This window comes from Psychrobacter sp. PP-21, from assembly GCF_033790785.1.
Lineage (GTDB): Bacteria > Pseudomonadota > Gammaproteobacteria > Pseudomonadales > Moraxellaceae > Psychrobacter.
The window spans coordinates 91,717-108,925 of the sequence record NZ_JAMYEB010000004.1; the positions used below are offsets into that span (position 1 = coordinate 91,717).

General features: G+C 44.0%; 16 protein-coding genes. 6 read left to right on the forward strand and 10 right to left on the reverse strand.

Going from position 1 to position 17,209, the window contains the following annotated elements:
• Positions 1–429: 429 nt before the first annotated feature.
• From NJD71_RS05545 to NJD71_RS05565, 5 genes are all read right to left on the reverse strand, one after another.
• Complete coding sequence (locus NJD71_RS05545) at positions 430–936, reverse strand: YbjQ family protein (protein ID WP_319050951.1); 507 nt, start codon at positions 934–936, stop codon at positions 430–432.
• Between the two features lie 76 nt (positions 937–1,012).
• Positions 1,013–1,447 (reverse strand): YbjQ family protein, encoded by a 435-nt coding sequence (locus NJD71_RS05550; RefSeq protein WP_319050952.1) that lies wholly within the window; start codon positions 1,445–1,447, stop codon positions 1,013–1,015.
• Between the two features lie 158 nt (positions 1,448–1,605).
• Entirely contained in the window at positions 1,606–2,163 is a 558-nt protein-coding gene (locus NJD71_RS05555) for a YecA/YgfB family protein (RefSeq protein ID WP_319050953.1), read from the reverse strand.
• Positions 2,164–2,419: 256 nt separating this feature from the next.
• Positions 2,420–2,656, reverse strand: a complete 237-nt coding sequence (locus NJD71_RS05560) for a PA3496 family putative envelope integrity protein (RefSeq protein ID WP_057761656.1) — start codon at positions 2,654–2,656, stop codon at positions 2,420–2,422.
• Positions 2,657–2,831: 175 nt separating this feature from the next.
• The gene (locus NJD71_RS05565) at positions 2,832–4,262 is read right to left on the reverse strand and encodes a hypothetical protein (RefSeq protein WP_319050954.1); all 1,431 of its coding nucleotides are present in this window, start codon (positions 4,260–4,262) and stop codon (positions 2,832–2,834) included.
• Between the two features lie 399 nt (positions 4,263–4,661).
• Here NJD71_RS05565 and serB point away from each other — a divergent pair, with 399 nt between their 5' ends.
• From serB to hemJ, 6 genes are all read left to right on the forward strand, one after another.
• Positions 4,662–5,849, forward strand: coding sequence for a phosphoserine phosphatase SerB (gene serB, locus NJD71_RS05570; protein WP_319050955.1), 1,188 nt, complete (start codon positions 4,662–4,664; stop codon positions 5,847–5,849).
• 218 nt (positions 5,850–6,067) lie between these two features.
• Positions 6,068–7,063 (forward strand): DUF368 domain-containing protein, encoded by a 996-nt coding sequence (locus tag NJD71_RS05575; RefSeq protein WP_319050957.1) that lies wholly within the window; start codon positions 6,068–6,070, stop codon positions 7,061–7,063.
• Between the two features lie 286 nt (positions 7,064–7,349).
• Positions 7,350–7,742 (forward strand): AciT family ciprofloxacin tolerance protein, encoded by a 393-nt coding sequence (gene aciT / locus NJD71_RS05580; RefSeq protein WP_319050958.1) that lies wholly within the window; start codon positions 7,350–7,352, stop codon positions 7,740–7,742.
• A 189-nt stretch (positions 7,743–7,931) separates the two neighbouring features.
• Positions 7,932–8,438: an SCP2 sterol-binding domain-containing protein gene (locus NJD71_RS05585; protein ID WP_319050959.1), complete on the forward strand. Its 507-nt coding sequence runs from the start codon at positions 7,932–7,934 to the stop codon at positions 8,436–8,438.
• A gap of 299 nt (positions 8,439–8,737) precedes the next feature.
• Positions 8,738–9,844, forward strand: coding sequence for a biotin synthase BioB (gene bioB, locus NJD71_RS05590; RefSeq protein ID WP_336623807.1), 1,107 nt, complete (start codon positions 8,738–8,740; stop codon positions 9,842–9,844).
• A gap of 40 nt (positions 9,845–9,884) precedes the next feature.
• The gene (hemJ, locus tag NJD71_RS05595; RefSeq protein WP_319050960.1) at positions 9,885–10,319 is read left to right on the forward strand and encodes a protoporphyrinogen oxidase HemJ; all 435 of its coding nucleotides are present in this window, start codon (positions 9,885–9,887) and stop codon (positions 10,317–10,319) included.
• A gap of 226 nt (positions 10,320–10,545) precedes the next feature.
• On the opposite strand, the gene NJD71_RS05600 is transcribed toward hemJ, so the two are convergent.
• From NJD71_RS05600 to NJD71_RS05620, 5 genes are all read right to left on the reverse strand, one after another.
• Complete coding sequence (locus NJD71_RS05600; RefSeq protein WP_319050961.1) at positions 10,546–11,316, reverse strand: hypothetical protein; 771 nt, start codon at positions 11,314–11,316, stop codon at positions 10,546–10,548.
• A gap of 263 nt (positions 11,317–11,579) precedes the next feature.
• The gene (locus NJD71_RS05605) at positions 11,580–12,071 is read right to left on the reverse strand and encodes a hypothetical protein (RefSeq protein ID WP_319050962.1); all 492 of its coding nucleotides are present in this window, start codon (positions 12,069–12,071) and stop codon (positions 11,580–11,582) included.
• A gap of 117 nt (positions 12,072–12,188) precedes the next feature.
• Entirely contained in the window at positions 12,189–12,905 is a 717-nt protein-coding gene (gene rph / locus NJD71_RS05610) for a ribonuclease PH (protein WP_319050963.1), read from the reverse strand.
• A gap of 183 nt (positions 12,906–13,088) precedes the next feature.
• A complete protein-coding gene (locus tag NJD71_RS05615; protein WP_319050964.1) occupies positions 13,089–14,888 on the reverse strand; it encodes an AMP-binding protein in 1,800 nt (599 codons plus the stop codon).
• A gap of 501 nt (positions 14,889–15,389) precedes the next feature.
• Positions 15,390–17,117 (reverse strand): AMP-binding protein, encoded by a 1,728-nt coding sequence (locus NJD71_RS05620; protein ID WP_319050965.1) that lies wholly within the window; start codon positions 17,115–17,117, stop codon positions 15,390–15,392.
• Positions 17,118–17,209 lie beyond the last annotated feature (92 nt).

Genomic DNA, 17,209 nt, shown 5'->3' on the forward strand with positions numbered 1-17,209 from the left:
TACATCCTTGTAGATAGAGCCCTTACACGGGCAAGTTTATGACAACGTTGTGATGCTCAATCAGCCAATCCTGCTGATATCTGGGGTAACAGCCATCGATGTTGTCAGCTCTTTATATAATCTTGATTCACACAACTGTGTGCTTAGAACGACAATTTTTTGATGATACTCATCTTTTACGGTATTAATTCTTTATGGTACTGGTCTTTTACGGTATTGGTTTTTATAGTACGAGTACTTGTAGTACTGATTCTTGTAGTACTAATTTTTGGCAATAACGATTTTTAGTCCATACGAACCGAAATAATAACGGAACGGCAAAATTCAGTATATCGTTGTAAAAGTGTATGTATTTGATTTTTTTGACTACTCGTCAGTCAACTATCAGTTTATATGTCTGAGACTGAGGTAAAAACGATCTGGAATGATCTAGACGGGTATCACGTGAGGTGTAGCAGATGTAGGATAGGTATGGTCAGTACTGATTACCGCTGTACCATAGGCTATGGCTTCTACCATACTGCCCAATTGGTTGACATTGGTGACTTCTAAGCGCAAACCATAGATATGTGTGTAGCCTTTGGCTTTTGCTTGGGTGCGCATACGGACGATAGCCTCACGGCGCGCGCGATCTAACAATGTCTCGTAGGTGGTTAGGTTTTTGCCAAAGACACTCAGTATACGGGCGATAATCATTTTAAAATAATCTTGCGCGATGACAACACTACCCAGTACCAGCTCACCCTCACTACCAGTCGCCAGCAGAGGACGATAGAAGCGTTCACTTGAGACGGTAATATCAACTAATGCTTGCTCTGCTACTCTTAGCTGCGCTAAATGCTGACGCTCGTGACGCGAGCCAAAAAACCAACCAGCAGCGAATAGAAAGACAAACGGCCCATAATTGATAAGCACTTGCATCAGTGAGTCATTCATGGCACGTCTCTCATCATAAAAAGCACTACAGCTTTTAGCATTATATAATTAACCGAAATGAATTAATCAAACAAAATTAACCAAAGGGATTGAAACGCGGTAAATCATCGGGCGCGGTTGGGGTTTGAGGATTCATACGTTGAGCTGAGAGATGGTGGCTATCACTTGGCGGGTTTTGGAATTGTTGCTGCGGTACCGCTCTGACAGCCGTACCATAGACAAACAGCTCTGAGGCACCCTGTGCGATACTAGAAGTCGAAAAACGCAGTCCTACAATTGCATCAGCACCCAGCGCTTCTGCCTTGACTATCATACGATCTATCGCCTCTTGACGTGACTCTTCTAACAGCTCGGTATAAGCAGTCAACTCGCCACCGACGATGTTTTTTAGCCCAGCAAACAAGTCTTTACCGACGTGCTTTGAGCGTACGGTGCTGCCATATACTACATCTAGGCGCTCGGTGATTTGATAATTGGGCAGGTGTTCAAGATTGGAGAGTTGCACAGCCATAACAAGACCTTATCAGTGACTTATAACGTATCTAAGAAAATGACCAAAATACATGGAGCAGCTTTAATATAAGTAAAGAGACTATGCTATTGTGCTAGTGCGTGCCGCTATATGCCGCTAGTAGTACCACACAGTAGCATAGTCTCCTAGAGTAACGACTAGTCATTGGTATGGAACAATAAGAACAGCTCGGTCAAATTACCCTCGATGCTATTGGCCATTTGTACCATCTTATCTTCATCTTTACGCATTTCAGACAGCTCTGGATCTTCATCATCGATGCCGCTTAGTACGATCATTGGCAAGGTCAGTACAGCAACGTCTTCTGCTGTCTCTTCGTCTTCGAACCAATCGCTCGCCTCATCGCCATACATCGCATCGACAAAGCCAATCGACCAAGCCACGATATCCGACTCATCTGAAAAATCAACTGCTACCTCTTCGTCACCAGCATCTTCACCAAATGGTAACTCAATCGGCGTCTCGTTTTTTAGCTCAGCCATTATCGAGTCGCGCCAGCGTTTGATGCCATCGATGACATTGTCTGGAATCTCACTCACATGCCCTTCAAAAAGCGCATCCATCCAGTTAGGCAGTGGACGACCGATGACAGTCGCTGTCAAAAAGCCATGCGCCGCAACACTATCGAGCACGAACTGGCTCTCTTGGTTATCCAAATAATCTAGTAATTCATCAAAACTTAGTTGGTTACTCATGGTTTGGTAGTCCTTGAAAGATAGCTATCGTCAATCGCAGTGATCGATTGGTTAATGGCAAGATATTATGTTGTTTTAAAACAAAGGCTGCTTGAATAACCGTAACCAAGCAGCCTTTATAAAATAAGTATTATTGAATAGAGCAGATTGCGAGCCATTGTAAAAAATAACAAATAGCGAGCAATCGGTACAACTGAGTAGATAATTATCAATTATTAAAGCACTTTAGTCAGCTTAGACGATCAAAGCCTACAAATTAAAAGTCATCATCGTCCCAGTCATCGCCGTCTTCATCGAAATTATCTATATCATCTAGATCGTCTTTTAATTCTTTAGCCAAACGCTTTTCTTCTAGCAAATTATCGATCAGTCGACGCTTCTCAAGACTACTTAAGCGCGTACGTACGCTCGTCTCAGCTTCTTCAACCATCTTTGCATCATCATCGTCGACAAAATCATCATCAAAATCGTCGTCAATATCAGCGTCACTCATGACAAACTCCTATCATTTTTAGGCAAGGGTATTAAACATACATTAATATATATATGCCTTATAAAGTCTCTGTTGAATGTTGTCAATGCTTTTTCTTAATATGTCACATTTCGGGCTCAGTGCCAAGACCGTGATATAGGTAATATAGCGGACAATTGTAATATAAATAACGCCTCTACATAGACGATTCATCGTCGTCTTCAATCATCAGCACCGCATTACGAACGTCTGCCAATCGCTGAATCAGTGAGTCATTACCACCATCGAATATCGCACATTCTCGCTCATAAACAGTCGTTGGGCGCATGATGCTATGTACTTGTACATGATTGCTGATTTGTTTGAGACCTGCATTAGGTAATAGTATCAACAGCTGCTCTTTTTTGCCGATACTCTGTAGCAGATGTGTCATTGCTTCTGCTTGCGCCTCATCGCTGACACCTGCTTTTGCTGGTAGGGCAAAACGTGACAGCTCAATGTGCTTATCATGAATGATTTTGTTAAGCATCAAATACAATTTGGCGAGCATCACACCAGCCAGCGCCACTTTTGCATGGCTATTGTCTGCCTTTAATATCACGCTTGCGCCATCATCTTCAAAACGTGCCTCATTGGTCGCACTGACGCCCAGCAATAGTGGCTGTTTGAGTAGCTCGGTCACTGCCTGATTGAGCAGTTGCGTACACAGTGCCAGATAAGGTAGGCGCTGAGCTGGTGCTAAACGCTCCAGCATATTGAACTCATCATGAAAGACAATTTGGACTCGCACGCTATCAACGTTTCGTGTCGCAGACAGTTTGGCTGCATGACTGCTGGGCTGAGCGTCACTTATCGCTGCTGTGTCAACAACACTATCCTCAGTCGTAGTGGTCAAGCTGCTCGCTTCGTCATTGACGCCTTGATTTTGCTGTGTTCTGAGATATTCGTTGACTTCGTTATGTACATTGAACGTACGTGTGTTCGTTGTGTCTTCGGTCAGCGCTTGTTCGGGAGCGGCGCTAGATGCTTTACTATTAGTGTCTGTGCGGCGCTCAAGATCACGATTGTAGCCTCGCTGGTCGACCTGATTATATTGCTCGCGGTACAGCTCTTGAATACTGCGACTCAGTGCGCTGATTTGCTCTTTGGTAGGGCGTGCAAGATAACCATAAATTAACCATAACAATAAATGCAGTAGCATTGTGCCGATCACGAACGGCCATTGCATGGTAATGATTTCGCCCTTACTGACATCTTTTAGGGTCAGTGCGACGCTACCAATCACCGCGTCACCGTTGGTTGCGATTTGACGAATCGTATCCCCTTGTTGCATCGGCGCGTTACCTACCGGCACTAGAATCTCGTCGGTGTTGTCTTTGATAAGTATTCGCGTCACATCTTGCTCGCTGGTATAGCGATTAGCAATAACGCTAAGACTGACTCGGTCTTTGTTTTCTAAAGACAGTCTTGATTCATCAATCAGCTGGGCGACCATCTGCTCGCCTTTTAACGCACGACTTTTGCTCAGCTGTTGGTCGGTACTGATGACCAACAACAGCGTCTGCAAACAAAAACTAACCAGAAGAATAATGGCAAACAACCCTTGCCGCGGCGCTAAATACGTCATGATATGGTAAACTTTTTTGGAGAAAAGAAATTAAAAAACGAGGCTATTGCTCATTTTTTGGCTATTTTTTAGAAAATGTTGATGCGGGCATACTGATGCAAATTCACTGAGGTTTATCAGCACATAGGCTCTGATGTCTTTGGCTTAGCGTTACTACCTATTGCTCAGTTTGTCTTGTCTACTATATCACCATAACAAACCTTATAGCGTGAGTCGCTTTATAAATTTATCATAATAATAGCAATGCATTTCTATCGCGTCTTACATCATAAGATCTGTTTTTGAGCATCATTTCTGTTTTTAAACATCATTGTTACTTTGCGCGTCATCTATAGGCGCTGCTCAGGAAAACTGTTATTATTCCCAATCTTATATGAGCATACAAGGGACAAATGAGCCATGCCAAAAAATACCTCTTATTCGTTACCAAAAGACAGCAAAGCATGGCAGCAAGCCGTCGACTCTATTGCGACATTATTGCCTGATGATACCAATCTGCAAGATTTTGATGCGCTACAATCGCTACCTGTTTTTGCACTTATCGTCGTGCTACCGACTCAAGTATCAGCAATCGATATTCATCAATACATTCAGTCTTGGGTAGATGAACAGCCAAGCTGGCATTTGGTGACTGTCGCAGAAGATACTGATGCCAGTTTTGTCAATATCACAGTATCTGATACGGAGCCGACGGCGGCAGATGCACAGCGCCTCCCTTTTACCAATGCTCAAGTGTACCGCTATTTGCTAGTACCCGTGACTGATACCCTAATGCATCCTGGCAAAAAGACTGCCGCCGCCCACATCATCGATGATCAGCTAACCACTCGCCTGCGTCATGATTTGTCTGAACAATACAACACTGGTATTGCAGATAGTGCTGTCGACCTAAACGTTGTCGATTGTCATATTTTGTCTGTCGGTCATATGCTGCGCACCCATAAGCTTGCTTGCTTTGACATGGATTCGACTTTGATTGAACAAGAAGTCATCGTAGAACTGGCAAAAACGGCTGGTATTGGTGAAGAGGTCGAAGCCATCACTGAAGCTGCTATGCGCGGTGAGATTGATTTTGATGAATCATTTGCTCAGCGCGTGGCGTTGCTAAAAGGCACCTCTACTGATGTACTTGATAATATTTGTAGCCGCTTAACATTATCAGTCGGTGCACGTACCACCATCAGTGCGCTAAAAGCATTGGGCTATCATACGGTGCTGGTCTCAGGTGGTTTCACTTATTTTGCCCGCTATATCGCTGAGCAGCTAGGTATCGATGAAGTCCATGCTAATGCCTTGGATATTGAAGACAATGAAGTGACTGGTCATGTGCAGTTTCCTATTGTTAATGGTGCCAAAAAAGCTGCTATCGTCGAGCATACTGCTGAACGCTTGGGCATCGAGATGTCACAAGTGGTCTGTATCGGAGATGGTGCTAATGACCTGCCGATGATGGCGCTTGCTGATCTAGGGGTTGCCTATCATGCCAAGCCAATCGTGCAAGCACGTGCAGATGCTGCTGTTAATGTAACTGGGCTTGAGGGTACGCTTTATGCACTCGGCTATCCAGCGCTTGCGCCTACTGAGTAATCACTAAATACTCTAGATGATTTGATAAGCTGGATTGATGCCTTTTCATTGATCCAGCTTTTATGCGTTAGCGCATGCCTTCTGAAGTAGTTTTACTTCGAAGGTTTAACACCTTGGTAGCATTCACTGCTTATACTTGTTATTGCTTATTAGTCACTCATTATTAGATGACACCGACTCTCAAACCATACTTACTTTCACAGAATAAAGGACTGTTCATGACGGCACCACAATCTCCGCGGCCAAACCAGCCGTCAGCAGCGCAGCCATTAGATACCAGCACTGCCTCTGTACGCAACGATAGCCCAAAGCAGCTCTTTGGGATTTATATCAAAGGAATGGCTATGGGAGCGGCTGATATCGTACCGGGTGTTTCTGGCGGTACCATTGCACTGATTGCAGGTATCTATGAGCGCTTGATTAATGCACTTGGTAGCATTGGTCCCAATCTATGGCAGGTATTTCGCCAAGAAGGCGGCATTAAAGGTCTTGCCTCGGTTTGGCGTCATGTTGATGCAACATTTTTGTTGTGTCTGCTACTGGGTATTGTCACAAGTTTTGCTACGCTAGCTGGTATCATCAAGCATTTGCTGGACAACCAACCGCTCCTCATTTGGTCGTTCTTTTTTGGGTTGGTTGTCGCGACCGTATTTATTTTGTTGAGTGAAATCAAGCACTGGAACATAGCCCGTATGGCATTGTTTGCTATTGGATTGATCACTGCTGTGGTCATTAGTAGCCTGCCACTACTCGCAGCCACACCCAGTCTGCCCTATTTGTTTTTTGCAGGGGCAATCGCTATTTGTGCCATGATCCTACCAGGTATATCAGGGTCTTTTATTTTACTACTGTTAGGCGCTTACGATGCGGTACTAGAAGCAGTCGACACGATGAATCTAAGCGTCATCCTAACTGTCGTCGCAGGTATGGCGACTGGATTGTTGTTATTTACTCGTGCACTAAAATGGTTATTGTCCCGCTATTATCAAGCAACACTGGCACTGCTAACAGGGTTTATCGCAGGCTCTCTAGTAAAAGTCTGGCCGTGGAAGGTAGATGCTTTGGGTGCGCTTAATAGCGAGGCAATCAATAACGTCATGCCATGGCAATACCCCACTGGGCCACATTGGGTCACTACAATTGGGCTTATGCTGATCGGCGCTGTTTTGGTGTCCTTACTATCATGGTGGGGCAATCGTACCAATCGAGTCTAAGCGTTTGGCAAACTGTCAATTCTAAAACTGACCACCATATTAGCGAATTTGCTAGCTAACCAATGCCTTCAAGCAAACGAAACCACTTCCGTATCACTCAAAATAAGCGCCAATCCTCAAGGCGCTTAGCCTAAAATTTAGCCATCAAATATCGTAAAAACAAACCAAAAAATCAAACGTCAACGGTTGTCGCAAAGTCGCCTATACCCTCTTTAGCTTTGTTCCACAACCTTTCATAATAGCTTCATTGGAGTTCACCTTATGAATAGCGAGATGAATGATGGTAATGACGGTTTTTTCTTTTATTGGTGTAGAGGCATGGAGTAGCACAGCTTGGCTGGGCTATAGCTTGCTGGCAGGGATGATTGTGGCACTCGCCTTATCATCACAGCGTTGGCTTTTGTGGTATCTGTTTGGTGGGATGGCTTATTGGCTGAGTGTTGAGGTTATCCAGAATATCTTGGCAGGTCGCTCAATGTTATCTGCACTGTCAGAGTGGCACAGCTATGTCATTGCTATGGGTATCAGCTGGTTGCCTTTGGCAGGTTGGGTGTTGTATCGAGCTTTGCGTTACGACGATGTGAGCCAGTCAGTAAGTCAGCAGCGCGAGCTGGAAGCGGCACGTTATGTTGAGCATACACCTGTTTACGATGATGATTACCATCCGCGCTTTCACTAATCCTATCTTTTATATGTCACTGTCTGGTTCATAATACTGACATCGAATGTTACAAGATGCTTAACGCACTCTACTTAACTCCTAAAGAGTTCAAAGCAGCTGATAGTTTATAATCTAATTATATATTTATCATAAAAACTGGTATAAAGTACGCTTTATTTTTATGCCTCATCCTTTAGGAGTTCCACTATGTTTACTATTCCTGTATTAGATATCAAATCTGACCCATTAGATGCATTGCTCGCAATCGTTGGCTACCGTCTATCTATGTTAGCTGATAGCGACAACGAAGATGTCAAAGCATTGTTTGCTGATCGCAACGTCACCATTGAGTTTGCCAGTACCGAATCTGATATTGCACGCGCTTTTCACTTTGATAACGGACAGTTTAGTCAACAAAGTGGACATGCAAAAGACGCAGATCTTACCATCACTTTTAAAGACTCTATGACTGGTGTAAAGCTATTGACCAAAGGCAGCTTACCTGCGTTTATGACAGCTGTTCAAGAAGGCAACCTAAGCATCGAAGGTGACTACAGCCTAATGATGTGGTTCAATAAACTGGCTAAACATATCGTGCCAGCCGTACCAGAAGAGTGCAAACCATACCTCCAAAAAGCCAAACCTTATGCTTATAAAGCACAGCAGCTTGCTGGGCACTGGGTTGGGGTTGCTAAGCACAAATTGGGTAAATAAATAATTGCAAGTTAGGTCAAATAAATCAGAGATTTAGTATTGAGCTGGTTATATAAACGGCTAATGTATTAGATCATAGTAAGTAGTAAAAAGTTTGTCATGCAGTTGAGCAGAATATAAATCCTTACTATTTATGTGCGCTACTGTGACATTTATACATACTCTCTAGCAGGATTCTGATTTTCCAAAAAGGTTGCGGTATACTATACTGCAACCTTTTTTGTTACCTTATAAATGACAACAGATAACAATATTGATTTTCCCTAATGCCACCTAATATTTATAAAAGGACTTACCTTATGGCAGGATTGCTTATCATCTCAGAACCAAACGCCGATAGCCTAATTGACGACAGCCTAATCAATGATAGTACTTCGACCATATATAGCCGTGACGATATCGCTCAGTTGTTTGATCTTCCATTAATGGATTTGCTGCTACAAGCGCAAACCATTCATAGAGAGCACTTTAAAGCTAACGAAGTACAAATCAGTACGCTACTGTCTATTAAGACGGGTAACTGTCCTGAAGATTGTGGCTATTGCTCGCAATCAGGTCATCACCGCGATACAACTAAGCTACAAGCAGAAAAACGCATAGAAGTGGACAAGGTCATCGCCGCAGCCAAACGTGCTAAAGCAGCTGGCTCCTCACGTTTCTGTATGGGTGCGGCTTGGAAGCATCCAAGTGCCAAAGATATGCCTTATGTGGTAGAGCTCGTTAAGGAAGTCAAAGCATTGGGGCTTGAGACCTGTATGACGCTAGGTATGCTCGATACCAATCAAGCAACACAGCTCGCCGATGCAGGACTGGACTATTACAATCATAACTTAGATACTTCGCGTAGCTATTATGAGCAAGTGGTCAGCACACGCAGCTATGACGAGCGCTTGGATACAATAGAAAACGTGCGCAACTCTGGCATCAATGTCTGTAGTGGCAATATCGTTGGAATGGGCGAGAGCCGTGATGACCGCATTGATTGGGTTCACGAGCTACTCAAGATGCCAAAGGCCCCTGAATCTATTCCTGTGAACTTGTTGGTTCCTATTGCTGGGACACCAATTGGTGATAAGGTATTGGCGGAGGGTCAATTGTCAGTACTTGAGTGGATTCGTACCATTGCTGTAGCGCGTATTTGCTGTCCAACCAGTTACGTGCGTTTGTCTGCTGGTCGTGAGAGTTTATCGGACTCTGAGCAAGCCTTAGCCTTTATGGCAGGTGCCAACTCTTTCTTTTATGGCGACAAGTTGTTGACGACCGGAAACGCAAGTCAATCAGGCGACGACAGGCTCATGCGTGAGCTTGGTCTAACCAAGCAGTTTGCTGCCCCAAGAGCACCTAAAGTGTTACCTGTAATGGATGCAATGAACGGTCATCAAACCCAAGTTGTGTTAGCAGAGTAAGCCCACGCTAAAAAATACAAGTTAAGCAAGAGAAACTATAATGGCAGATTATTTTAATTGGATCAAAGCGGCACATATTATTTCGATGGTCTGCTGGTTTGCGGCGATTTTCTACTTGCCGCGCCTGTTTGTTTATCATGCGATGAGTGATGACACCATTAGCCAAGAGCGCTTTTCTATTATGGAGCGCAAGCTATATCGCGGTATTATGACACCATCGATGATCGCGACGTGGGTATTCGGTCTATGGATGTTAGGGCTGGGCTGGGATGTCTACAAAACCCAAGGCTGGTTACATGTCAAATTGCTGTTGGTCGTACTACTCTCAGGTTATCATGGCGCTTGTGGGTTTTATCGCAAAAAGCTGATTGATAATCCACATTATAAAACGCATAAATTCTGGCGCTGGTTCAATGAAGTGCCTGTCTTTGCCTTAGTGATTATCGTCATTCTAGTCGTGGTAAAACCGTTCTAAACGCCAGTCAAAACATGCTTTCTAGTCGCAATCATTACAACTAATGAGCTACTACTGATCGACTACGACGAAAAAGCGTCCCTCACTGGTTAAAGTGAGGGACGCTTTTTTGTCAATTCACTATAACAAACTAAAAATATTGGATAGCGTTCATGGTGTTTTTCAGCTTTGCTACTAAAACCCGAGTTCATACATTGCTCTTAAATACTGAGCTTGAACATTGCTCTTAGACACTAGGACGCATGATCTGATACACATTGCTCAAGTCATAGACACGGTAGCGCGCAGGCTCACGGCGGTTTTCGCCAGCGTAGCTGAGTATCAATGCTTGCTTCGCCCGCTCATCGACCCAGCCAACGAAAAGCCCGCTATGCTCGACACCATTGTAGCCATGATTGATATAGTAGAGCCAGTCACCCGCCTCAATGTCACTACTACTGGCATAAGGGCCTTGCGCATACGTCCCTTTATGGATAGTGTTGCGGGTCACCCCTGCCCGATTAAATACCGCATTCAGATAATCCCAGCAGCCCCCTTTGATAATCGTCCGCTCGTTAAGTGCCATTTTGCGAGCCGTACTCACCACCTCACGCGCAGCCATACTGCTTTGCATTTCAGCACTACTTAGTAGCGGCAAATACTCGCTGTCGACGTTGTCATAGTTGCCTGATAAAAACGCGGGCAATACTTGAGGCGCCTGACGCTGCATCTCAGGGTACTGATAAGTAGAACTCGTAGAGTAGTTATTGTTGTATGTGGGCAAGACTTCGGTAGAGCGTCGAGGTAAGCTTGCACGTTGAATGGTAGAGTGTGTACTTACTTTGACAGCAGGGACTACTCGATAAGAGGATATATAGCGTGCATGGGTATCAGACTGAACTGACTTTTGAGCAATAAGTGCACTCATACTGTCTGCGTGGGCTTGTCCGGTGATACTACAGGTAAATAATAATAAACTGCACGACGCTGCGACTGACGGTATAGACAAACACGACATGACTAACTCCTGGTCAAGAAAGTATCAATGACAGTATAAGTAATAGTAGGATTAATGTTTATACGCTTACTTATAAACCATTTAGACAGGCGTCTGCAAGCACTATTCGCTTTAGATGGGCGATAGACGGTACAGATATAATGATGGATGGCACTATTGGAGAGGCGCGCAGAGTAGAATTTAAAATGACACTTGGGTTAGGAATTTAGATGATACGAAGATAATAGCTGTGATTTCGCACCGTATGAGAGTGAGCGATCATATCAGTTACTTTTCATTTTGATATTTACGTGACGTTTGGTCAGCGCCTGCCCTTCTAATATAGATTTCGTTGCTTTTACTTCTTGGATACTTTCAAAACCTGTAATATGGTATTTACGGACGTCGCTATCATCAACAATCTGTAGGGTGTCACCATTTATCACGATTTTGTCATTGTCAGTGAGATGGATATGCTCACGCTTGCCTAGATTGTCGTGAACCAACTCACCAGCGCGCACCCACAATGTGCCACTGCTGATCACACCGCTCATGGCTTTCTTATGCTGTTGGCGTTTTTTGTTAAATACAAAGCTACCGATGATAAGTAGTGCCAGCGCACCAATCGCCAATCGTTCAGACAGTAGACTCATTGCCATAGCCACCGCGACCGCGCCTATCAGTAGCGCAGACCCAAACCAGAACATACCATTGTCAGCAGTACTTGGCTGACCCTGTAAGGTGATTTTGGCGCCATCGTCAGTCAGCTTAAGCATGCATTTTTACCTATTAATAGACACAGGAGATATTTTTTAATAAAAAACTGCCTATCAGAAGCTAACAGGCAGTAATTAAAACCAGAGATAAAGACAGCGTACTATATGATAACTGGACTACCAGCCAAGCGCTGTCTGTTGCATCTTAATCAATTCAGCGATGCCTTTTTCTGCCATTGATAGCATAGCGTCTGCTTGCGCACGAGTGAACGGCTTTTCTTCAGCAGTTCCTTGTAGCTCAATAAACTCGCCTTTTTGAGTCATAACCACGTTCAAATCAGTGTCACAACTAGAGTCTTCTTCGTAGTTCAAATCCAGATAAGCTTCGCCGTCTTTCATACCGACAGAAACCGCAGCGACCAATCCGATGAGTGGATCTGCTTTAAGTTTTTTGCTCTTTTGGATGGTTTCTAACGCATCAATCAGTGCAATTGCCGCACCAGTGATACTGGCTGTACGAGTACCACCATCTGCCTGTAATACATCACAATCAAGATAAATGGTGTTTTCACCAAGCTTACTCAAATCAATCATGGCACGTAAGCTACGACCGATCAAACGCTGAATCTCTTGGGTACGACCTGATTGCTTACCACGAGCCGCTTCACGCTGATTACGGGTATTGGTTGCACGTGGCAGCATGCCGTATTCAGCCGTAATCCAGCCTTTGCCTTTACCTTTGAGCCAGCGCGGCACGCCAGATTCGACACTAGCCGTACAGAGTACTTTGGTATCGCCAAAACTGACCAGTACGGACCCTTCAGCATGCTTAGTATAGTGGCGCTCAAAGCTGATAGAGCGAAGTTGGTCAAGTTCACGATTCTCAATACGCATAAAAATTCCTAGTACGATGTTGTAAAAGCAGTGTCATAAAAACGCACTATATAATAGCTAATAAACCAATTAATAGGTGCGTGGCTGACTAAAATCTTAAGATATCCTAACGTGGCAGCTGCGCAATAGCAAGATTTGCACCGGCTATTGCTCCATTCATTAGGGGATAATCGACGTTGAGAGCTATTCTAAGCCTTCCATCTTACGCAATTCTTTACGTAGGATTTTGCCAACGTTCGACTTTGGTAATTCATCAACGAACTGTATGTGACGTGGACGCTTGTAACCAGTCAGCTGTTTTTTGCCGTAATCGAGCAGCTCTTTTTCGGTGACCTCGCCTTTTTTGACCACGAACAGCTTTGGCTCTTCGCCGCGTTCATCATTTGGCACACCGATAGCACCGCACTCGACCACAGCTGGGTGCTCGCTCATGGCTTCTTCGATCTCATTTGGATAGACATTGAAGCCAGATACCAAAATCATGTCTTTTTTGCGATCGACGATTTTGATAAAACCTTTTTCGTCCATGATACCGATGTCACCTGTCTTTAAGTAGCCACTAACGGTGAAGGATTCGGCTGTCTCTTGCGGACGGTTCTGATAGCCAATCATGACCTGTGGACCTTTGACACAGATCTCACCGCGATCCCCCATAGCCACTACATTTTCTTCTTCATCGATTAGCACAACATCAGTACTAGGCGCAGGGATACCGATCTTTCCTGTGAACTCTGCAATAGTCATCGGGTTAAAAGCGACGACTGGTGAAGTCTCAGACAAACCATAGCCTTCAACAATCGGCAAGCCCGTGATTTTGTGCCACTCTTTGGCGACGCTTGGCAATACAGACATACCGCCGCCGATAGAGGCTTTTAGATTAGAGAAATCTAAGTCGGCAAAACTCTCTTTATGTACCAGACCATTAAATAATGTATTAACAGCAGGAATAAAAGACGGCTTGTATTTCCCCATCTCTTTGATAAGACCATCAAGATCGCGCGGGTTAGGAATGAGCAGACCAGCATAACCTTGGTACATGCTGCATATGCCGCACACCATAAAGGAGAATACATGGTATAGCGGTAGCGCCGTCAAGATCACATCTCTGCCATCCACATCATCATCAAATGCGCTATTCATCAATGCGCTGACCTGTAGCATATTGGCGACTAGGTTGCCATGTGACAACATCGCACCTTTAGCCACACCTGTCGTACCACCGGTATACTGTAGCAACGCCACATCATCCAAGTTCAATTCAGGACGCTCATACTTACTGGCAGATACCGCACCTAATGCGTGCTTAAAACTTACGCTATTTGGGATACTATAAGGAGGAATCATTTTTTTGATATGGCGAGCGACAAGATTGACCACGGTTCCTTTTACTGTGCCCAGCATGTCACCAACTTTGCAGACGACGACATGCTCAACCTGACCTTTGTCTTCTGCATCTTGATAGGTTTTTGCAAAATTTTCAACGATAAACAATGCTTTGGCACCGCTGTCATGCAACTGATGCGACAGCTCGCGGCTGGTGTATAACGGGTTTACATTGACCAGTATCATACCAGCGCGAATGACGCCCAAAGCCACGACTGGATATTGCAAGATGTTGGGCATCATGACCCCAACTTTATCGCCCTTGACCAGACCTAACGACTGCAAGTAACTGGCAATCTGGCGACTATATAGATCTAACTGCTTAAAACTAATAGACGCGCCCATGCAGATATAGGCTGTTTTTTGCCCATAACGGCTAAAGTTGCGCTCGAATACATCAAGTAAAGAGGTATTATCCTCTGGCATATCGATGGTCGCATCGATGCTATAGCGCTCATACGCGCTCAGCCATGGACTGTCACTGGCGATGGTAGGCATAGTAGGAAATGCATTGTCCTGATAAGTATATTCAGATGCACTGCCTGTGCCATTGGTTTCAGCGTTATTGTCTGTCGTCTCTTTATTGATGTTATCCGTCATAATTTTCCCTAAATGTTACCGTTGAAGACATAGAATATTCTATATAAAAACACCATTTTTTATAATTGATTTATGATAATACGCTCGTAGATAAACAGTAGTTTGTCGCAAGCTATTTACCGTTCACAAGCGGCATCATGCGTAAGCTTTGTAGACCGAAAAACATCACTTAGCGCATAATAAATGATATTAAGCCTCGGTAGGGCAAAGTCATAATGATCATAGTCGTTTTGCAAGTCATACTAAGTAAAATCAATACTCTGTTGTAAATAAATACAAAAATATATCGGTGGGCACTATAGCAGTTTTGCCACGAATTCTCTATCTATACCGCTTGAGCATGAGTGTTCACAAAGATTACGAATACAAAAAATGATAAGGCAGCATAGAGCAACCTTATCATTTTGATTATAACGGCATTGATCATTCTAGTATTTTATAAGTAAACGTTACTAATAACTATATTCATAAAATAGTTGTCTGACACTGAGCATCGAGAGCTTAACCGTTGTTCTTCTCTTCGAGCGCACGTAGGTCTTTACGTAGGATTTTACCGACGTTAGATTTTGGTAGCTCATCGATAAACTCAACATGGCGAGGACGTTTGTAGCCAGTTAGGTTTTCTTTACCGTAAGCGATGACTTCATCAGCTGTTAGGCTATCGTCACTACGTACCACATAAATCTTTGGCACCTCACCACTCTTCTCATCATCAATACCGATAACACCACACTCCAAAATCTTTGGATGTATCGACATTGCATCTTCTACTTCGTTTGGATAGACGTTAAAGCCAGACACCAAAATCATGTCTTTTTTGCGATCGACAATCTTGAAGTAGCCTTCCTCATCCATAACCCCAATATCACCAGTACGGAAGAAACCATCCGAGGTCATAACCTCAGCAGTCGCATCTTCGCGTTTCCAGTAGCCTTTCATTACCTGAGGACCACGGATACTAATCTCACCGCGCTCACCTAGAGCAACTTCATTGCCTTCTTCATCCAAGATTGCCATATCAGTGGCAGGCATCGGCAGACCAATATTACCTGAAAACTCGCCTGTACCATGTGGGTTTGCTGACGCCACTGGCGAAGTCTCTGACAGACCATAACCCTGAACGATGACGTTACCCGTTACTTGTTCCCATTTGGTCGCAGTGTCTTTTAGTACTGCCATACCACCGCCCATAGACATCTCAAGCTTACTATGGTTTAACGACTGAAACTCTTCGTTGTTAGCAAGCGCGGTAAACAATGTATTTACTGCTGGGAAAAACGCTGGCGGATAATCTTTGTATGCTTTGATCAAGCTTGGTAGATCACGCGGGTTTGGTACGAGTAGACCAATACAACCACGATATAAGCCATACATACCACAAACGGTAAACGAGAAAATATGATATAGCGGTAGAGCAGTCATAATAACCGGCTGCTCGTTACCCTTCTCAAACTTCTCAAAAGCATCACCTAGATACGTATCGCTCTGAATCAGGTTGGCCACCAAGTTACCATGCGTTAGCATCGCGCCTTTGGCGACACCAGTAGTACCACCGGTATACTGCAGTACAGCGACATCATCGAGACCGATGTTATTGGGACGCTTATAGTTTGCAGCAGAAAAGCGGTTCATTGCTTTTTTAAACTTAACACTGCCTTTGATATGATAGTCAGGTACCATTTTTTTGACATGACGTACAACAGCATTAACAATAAATCCTTTGAGCGGACTCATCATATCGCCCATTGAAGCCACAACAACATGGTCAACCAAGTCCTGACCGATGTCTTCATAAGTTTTGGCAAAGTTCTCAAGTAAGATTAGAGCTTTGGTATCTGAATCTGTTAACTGATGCGATAGCTCTTTAGTCGTGTAGAGTGGATTGACATTGACCAATGTCATGCCAGCACGCAGCACGCCCAGTACAGCAACAGGCAGCTGTAAAATGTTGGGCATCATCACCGCAACTTTATCGCCTTTTTGCAATCCTAGTGACTGTAGATAGGCGGCGACTTGTTTACTATAGAGATCCAACTCTTCGTAAGACAGCTTTACATCCATACAGACAAATGCTGTTTTTCCAGCATGGTTGATGAAATTTTGCTCAATGATATCGATGAGAGACGTATTGGCTGGTGGCATATCGATATCATACTGAATGCCTAGCTTTTCATACGTTTTTACCCATACTTTGTCGTCACGACGAGTCATGTTACCTTGATTTTCCATAATCTGTTCTCTCCTATTAATAAACATTACCGTCCACTCATGCAAATCGCAATATGATACCTATGCGAAAAATCAGAGCACAAGCTTGCCAT

Bases quoted from the DNA above. Each gene is read 5' to 3' on its own strand.
- NJD71_RS05545 (WP_319050951.1), bottom strand. From the start codon at position 936: ATGAATGACTCACTGATGCAAGTGCTTATCAATTATGGGCCGTTTGTC.
- NJD71_RS05550 (WP_319050952.1), bottom strand. From the start codon at position 1,447: ATGGCTGTGCAACTCTCCAATCTTGAACACCTGCCCAATTATCAAATC.
- NJD71_RS05555 (WP_319050953.1), bottom strand. From the start codon at position 2,163: ATGAGTAACCAACTAAGTTTTGATGAATTACTAGATTATTTGGATAAC.
- NJD71_RS05560 (WP_057761656.1), bottom strand. From the start codon at position 2,656: ATGAGTGACGCTGATATTGACGACGATTTTGATGATGATTTTGTCGAC.
- NJD71_RS05565 (WP_319050954.1), bottom strand. From the start codon at position 4,262: ATGACGTATTTAGCGCCGCGGCAAGGGTTGTTTGCCATTATTCTTCTG.
- serB (WP_319050955.1), top strand. From the start codon at position 4,662: ATGCCAAAAAATACCTCTTATTCGTTACCAAAAGACAGCAAAGCATGG.
- NJD71_RS05575 (WP_319050957.1), top strand. From the start codon at position 6,068: ATGACGGCACCACAATCTCCGCGGCCAAACCAGCCGTCAGCAGCGCAG.
- aciT (WP_319050958.1), top strand. From the start codon at position 7,350: ATGACGGTTTTTTCTTTTATTGGTGTAGAGGCATGGAGTAGCACAGCT.
- NJD71_RS05585 (WP_319050959.1), top strand. From the start codon at position 7,932: ATGTTTACTATTCCTGTATTAGATATCAAATCTGACCCATTAGATGCA.
- bioB (WP_336623807.1), top strand. From the start codon at position 8,738: ATGGCAGGATTGCTTATCATCTCAGAACCAAACGCCGATAGCCTAATT.
- hemJ (WP_319050960.1), top strand. From the start codon at position 9,885: ATGGCAGATTATTTTAATTGGATCAAAGCGGCACATATTATTTCGATG.
- NJD71_RS05600 (WP_319050961.1), bottom strand. From the start codon at position 11,316: ATGTCGTGTTTGTCTATACCGTCAGTCGCAGCGTCGTGCAGTTTATTA.
- NJD71_RS05605 (WP_319050962.1), bottom strand. From the start codon at position 12,071: ATGCTTAAGCTGACTGACGATGGCGCCAAAATCACCTTACAGGGTCAG.
- rph (WP_319050963.1), bottom strand. From the start codon at position 12,905: ATGCGTATTGAGAATCGTGAACTTGACCAACTTCGCTCTATCAGCTTT.
- NJD71_RS05615 (WP_319050964.1), bottom strand. From the start codon at position 14,888: ATGACGGATAACATCAATAAAGAGACGACAGACAATAACGCTGAAACC.
- NJD71_RS05620 (WP_319050965.1), bottom strand. From the start codon at position 17,117: ATGGAAAATCAAGGTAACATGACTCGTCGTGACGACAAAGTATGGGTA.